General features: G+C 65.8%; 4 protein-coding genes and 1 pseudogene. 2 read left to right on the top strand and 3 right to left on the bottom strand.

The features are described from left to right. Nucleotides 1–589: 589 nt before the first annotated feature. A complete protein-coding gene (locus GXB81_RS30575) occupies nucleotides 590–1,462 on the top strand; it encodes a ferritin-like domain-containing protein (protein WP_205991165.1) in 873 nt (290 codons plus the stop codon). Nucleotides 1,463–1,724: 262 nt separating this feature from the next. After that, nucleotides 1,725–2,207, top strand: coding sequence for a D-glycero-beta-D-manno-heptose 1-phosphate adenylyltransferase (rfaE2, locus tag GXB81_RS30580; protein ID WP_205991167.1), 483 nt, complete (start codon nucleotides 1,725–1,727; stop codon nucleotides 2,205–2,207). A gap of 30 nt (nucleotides 2,208–2,237) precedes the next feature. On the opposite strand, the gene GXB81_RS30585 is transcribed toward rfaE2, so the two are convergent. The 3 genes and pseudogenes from GXB81_RS30585 to GXB81_RS30595 form a co-directional block, all read right to left on the bottom strand. Next, the gene (locus tag GXB81_RS30585; protein WP_167042437.1) at nucleotides 2,238–2,477 is read right to left on the bottom strand and encodes a hypothetical protein; all 240 of its coding nucleotides are present in this window, start codon (nucleotides 2,475–2,477) and stop codon (nucleotides 2,238–2,240) included. Between the two features lie 160 nt (nucleotides 2,478–2,637). Continuing rightward, nucleotides 2,638–3,591: a type III pantothenate kinase gene (locus GXB81_RS30590; RefSeq protein ID WP_205991166.1), complete on the bottom strand. Its 954-nt coding sequence runs from the start codon at nucleotides 3,589–3,591 to the stop codon at nucleotides 2,638–2,640. Further along, nucleotides 3,588–3,957, bottom strand: a pseudogene (locus GXB81_RS30595) (biotin--[acetyl-CoA-carboxylase] ligase); the annotation flags it as partial. The pseudogene GXB81_RS30595 and the gene GXB81_RS30590, both read right to left, overlap by 4 nt.

The raw sequence follows: 3,957 nt of genomic DNA on the forward strand, positions 1-3,957 counted from the left end.
GGCCGCGAAGCGCGCGGCGCCGGCGGCCAAACGCGCGGCTGGCGCGAGCGCAGGGGGGGCGAAGAAGCCGCAATGAGCGCGGTGGCGGGGCGTCGCTTCGGCCGCGCTCCGCCATTGCTGCAGCGTCGCTCATTGCCGCTTCCGCGAACTCGGCTCAGTGTTGCGGAAAGTCAATACCATCGTGCGATCGAGCCGGTTCTGTCACAGGTTTCACCTGGTCCGCATGCTATGATTGTGTAAGCTTTATCTGGCTTTGGGGGCACGCAGAAAAGAACCAATCCCGCCGCCCACGCGTCGTTTGCCGCCGGCACCACCGGCGCAGGGCTGGACGGTGCGGTTTCCAACGCAGACTGGCTCGACCTCAGGCACAGGGTATTCCTCACCCACGGTTGGCCGCACAGCGCCTGATTCATGTTTCAGGTTCCTGTGCAAACGCCCGGACTTCTTTGCTTCCCGATGCCTATGGGCGGCAGATTAGCGCGTAAAATTGAATGCTTGGCCGACAAACGGTACGTTCGTTCGCCGTGGCAAAACGGTTACACGTAGCAGCAACAGACACAGACAGTATGCGCAGAACAGGGGCGGGACTATGAACACCATGCTTTATCCGGAACTTTATAAATCGCTCGAATCCGTTCGCTGGGACATGGAGAAGGACATTCCCTGGGACAAGTTCGATGCATCGCTCTTGACCGACGAGCAGGCCGCGACGATCAAGATGAACGCGATCACCGAATGGTCGGCGTTGCCCGCCACGGAAATGTTTCTGCGTGACAACCATCACGACAGCGATTTCTCCGCGTTCATGAGCGTGTGGTTCTTCGAGGAACAGAAGCATTCGCTGGTGCTGATGGAATATCTGCGCCGCTTCAAGCCGGAATTGGTCCCGACCGAAGAGGAACTGCACGCGGTGCGCTTCGAGTTCGATCCCGCGCCGCCGCTCGAAACGCTGATGCTGCACTTCTGCGGCGAAATCCGCCTCAATCACTGGTATCGCCGTGCCGCCGAATGGCACACCGAGCCGGTCATCAAGCACATCTACGAAACCATTTCGCGCGACGAAGCGCGGCATGGCGGCGCGTATCTGCGCTACATGAAGAAGGCGATGGCGCAAACCGGCGACATCGCGCGTGCCGCATTCGCGAAAATCGGCGTGCTGATGGCGTCGGCGCGCCGCACCGAAAAGCCGCTGCACCCGACCAACCTGCACGTGAATCAGGCGCTGTTCCCGCGCGACACGATTCAATCGCGCCTGCCCGATCCGGAATGGCTCGAGCGCTGGCTCGACGAGCAGATCCGTTTCGACGACGGCTGGGAAAAGAAAGTGGTCGAGCGCATCCTCCACAACCTGTCGCTGCTGTTCGAGCGCACGTTCAACACGGCGCAGGAACTGAATCGTTATCGCAAGGAAGTGGTCGCGCGTTTGCAGGCCGACGGTCAGGCGCCGGCGCAACCGGCGTGAGGGCATGAGCGCTGACGCCGGCAGTGGTGGTGGCGCTTCGATCCCGATGCGCGGAGCCGGGCTGCGGCGCAGTCACCGCGAACGAGGTTGCACGGTTCCCCTGTTGCTTTGAGGCATTGCCTTGAGGCGCTGCTTTAAAGCACGGCATCGAAAGGCAAATAGAAACGGTCCGGCAGGCGCGAGCTTGCCGGACCGTTTTGCTTGAGGCCGTCCAGCGTGTATCGTGACGGCACTTTCTTTTTCCTCTTTCCATACCCCCGCGATGCCCGCTATTTTCGAACGCAAGATTCTGACGCGCGATGCCCTGGTGAAACTGCGTCCTTCGCTGACCGCGCCGGTCGTATTCACGAACGGAGTGTTCGACATTCTGCATCGCGGACACGTGACCTATCTCGCCGATGCGAAGGCGCTCGGCGCCTGTCTGATCGTCGGCGTGAATAGCGATGCGTCGGTGCGCATGCTCGGCAAGGGCGACGACCGGCCGATCAACCACGAAGCCGACCGGATGGCCTTGCTCGCGGCGCTCGAAAGCGTCGACTACGTGGTGAGCTTCGGCGAAAAAACGCCGGTCGAACTGATTTCGGCGCTGCGGCCGGACGTGCTCGTGAAGGGCGGCGACTACGATATGGACGCGCTGCCCGAATCGGCAATCGTGCGCGGCTGGGGCGGCAAGGCGCTGGCGATTCCGTTCGAGCACGATCGCTCGACGACCGCGCTGCTGAAGAAGGTGCGCACGCAGGGCTGACCGACTGCTTCGATCGCTTCAGCCGCTTCGCTACTGCGGCAACGCCGACGTCGAAATCGGCGCTTGCGGCGCCGGTCCGCCGACGACCGCCTGGTCGGCCGCATCGGCGGCGCTGACGGGCCGCACTGTCAGCGACTCCGGATGAATCTGCCGGTTCAGGTGATTGGGCTCGCGGCTACTGGCGCTGGGCACCGGCCCGAATGCGCCCAGCGATGTGGCGAAAGCCAGCACGTTGGCAAGAATCAGAATGGCGATCAGCCCGCGAAGCATGGTTGAGGGTTCCAGTCCAGAAGAAGTTGAGCCGGGGTCGGGGTGAGGTGCCGGAAGCGGGCGCGCGGGCGACCTGCCGTGGCGGTTCACGAGTGCGCGAGTCGGGTGCCGGTCGCGGACTTGGCTCCCCGCATTTGCCGCGCACCGATCATGGCGTCGATCAACCGCCCTGCCGCGCCGAATCCTCGGCGGCAATCAGCGCGAGGCCCGACAGCACGAGCGAATCGTGGCGAGTATGCGGTACTTTGAGCGCGCTCGCCACCTCGTCCGCAGCGCCGCCGTTGACGACGAGCCGCACCGGCACCTGCCACTCGTCCTGCAGATCGCGCCACATGCGCTCGACCAGTCCCGCCTGCGCGAGCGTGCAGCCGGCCGAGAGCGAACGCGGCGTATCGGTCGCGAAAAACGGGCCGCGGCGGCCTGCCCCGGCGTCGTTGCCTGCGTCGAGCAGGCCGCGTGCGCGCGCGGCATCGAGCGTCGGCAATTGCGCGGTGTGTTCGCCGAGCGAGCGCATCATCAGCGTCCAGCCCGGCGCGATCAGTCCGCCGACGAACGAGCCGTCCGCGCGCAACGCTTCGAGCGTCGTCGCGGTGCCGAATGTCGCGAGCAGCAGATGTTCGCCGGGAAACGCCGCATGCGCGCCGATCATGCCGGCCCAGCGATCGCTGCCGAGCGTGTGCGGCGCCGTGTAGCCATTGACGACGCCGCATTGACGCGCGTTCGCGCGGATCGTCGTGAGCGGCAGTTGCGGCCAGTGCGCGTCGACGAGCGCGGCAATGCGCGCCGCGACGTCCGCGCCGGCGACGTTGGACAACCACGCGCCGCGCGGTGTCGGCAAGCCCGACCATCCGGGCGATGAAGCAGGCCGCAACGTGGGCGTCGAGCCCGCCGACGCGTTACTCCGCGACACAGCCTGCAAGCCCGACTGCAAGCCAGGCGTCGAATCCCCCCGCAGACCGGACACCGGCCCCGCATCGGCTTGCAAGCCGTACCGCGCGACATCCTCGTGTGCTAGCGCTCCGGCCGCCAGTTGCGTGCCATCCGCGTCCACGCATGCCCATTTGATCCGGCTATTGCCCGCGTCGATCAGCAGAGAAGGCGCGTGCTGCGTCATGCGGCACCGTCGGCGAGGCGCAGCGACACGTCGCCGGTCGCGATGCTCTGGCGGCCGGCGGCCGTATCGAGCAGCAACTGGCCGTGTTCGTCGACGCCGGCTGCCACGCCGCGCGCGATTTCCTCGCCTTGTTCGAGCAGCACGACGTCGCGGCCTGCGTACGCATGCACGGCGTTCCAGCGCGGCTGGAACGGCGCGAAGCCGTCGGCGCCGAAGCGCTGCAACGCCGGTTCGAGCGCGTTCAGCTCGGCGGCGAGCGTGTCGGTCAGATTCGCGTTCGGCAGCGCGCGCTGCAGCGCGGTCGGCACGGTGCCGCGCGCCTGCGGCGGCACGTCGGCATGCAGCGCGCCGACCTTGAGCGGAAGA

Origin of the sequence: Paraburkholderia sp. Ac-20336 (assembly GCF_017105025.1) — a bacterium.
In the GTDB taxonomy this organism is placed as follows: Bacteria; Pseudomonadota; Gammaproteobacteria; order Burkholderiales; family Burkholderiaceae; genus Paraburkholderia.

Coding starts and splice junctions, on each gene's coding strand:
- GXB81_RS30575 (WP_205991165.1), top strand. CDS start 590: ATGAACACCATGCTTTATCCGGAACTTTATAAATCGCTCGAATCCGTT.
- rfaE2 (WP_205991167.1), top strand. CDS start 1,725: ATGCCCGCTATTTTCGAACGCAAGATTCTGACGCGCGATGCCCTGGTG.
- GXB81_RS30585 (WP_167042437.1), bottom strand. CDS start 2,477: ATGCTTCGCGGGCTGATCGCCATTCTGATTCTTGCCAACGTGCTGGCT.
- GXB81_RS30590 (WP_205991166.1), bottom strand. CDS start 3,591: ATGACGCAGCACGCGCCTTCTCTGCTGATCGACGCGGGCAATAGCCGG.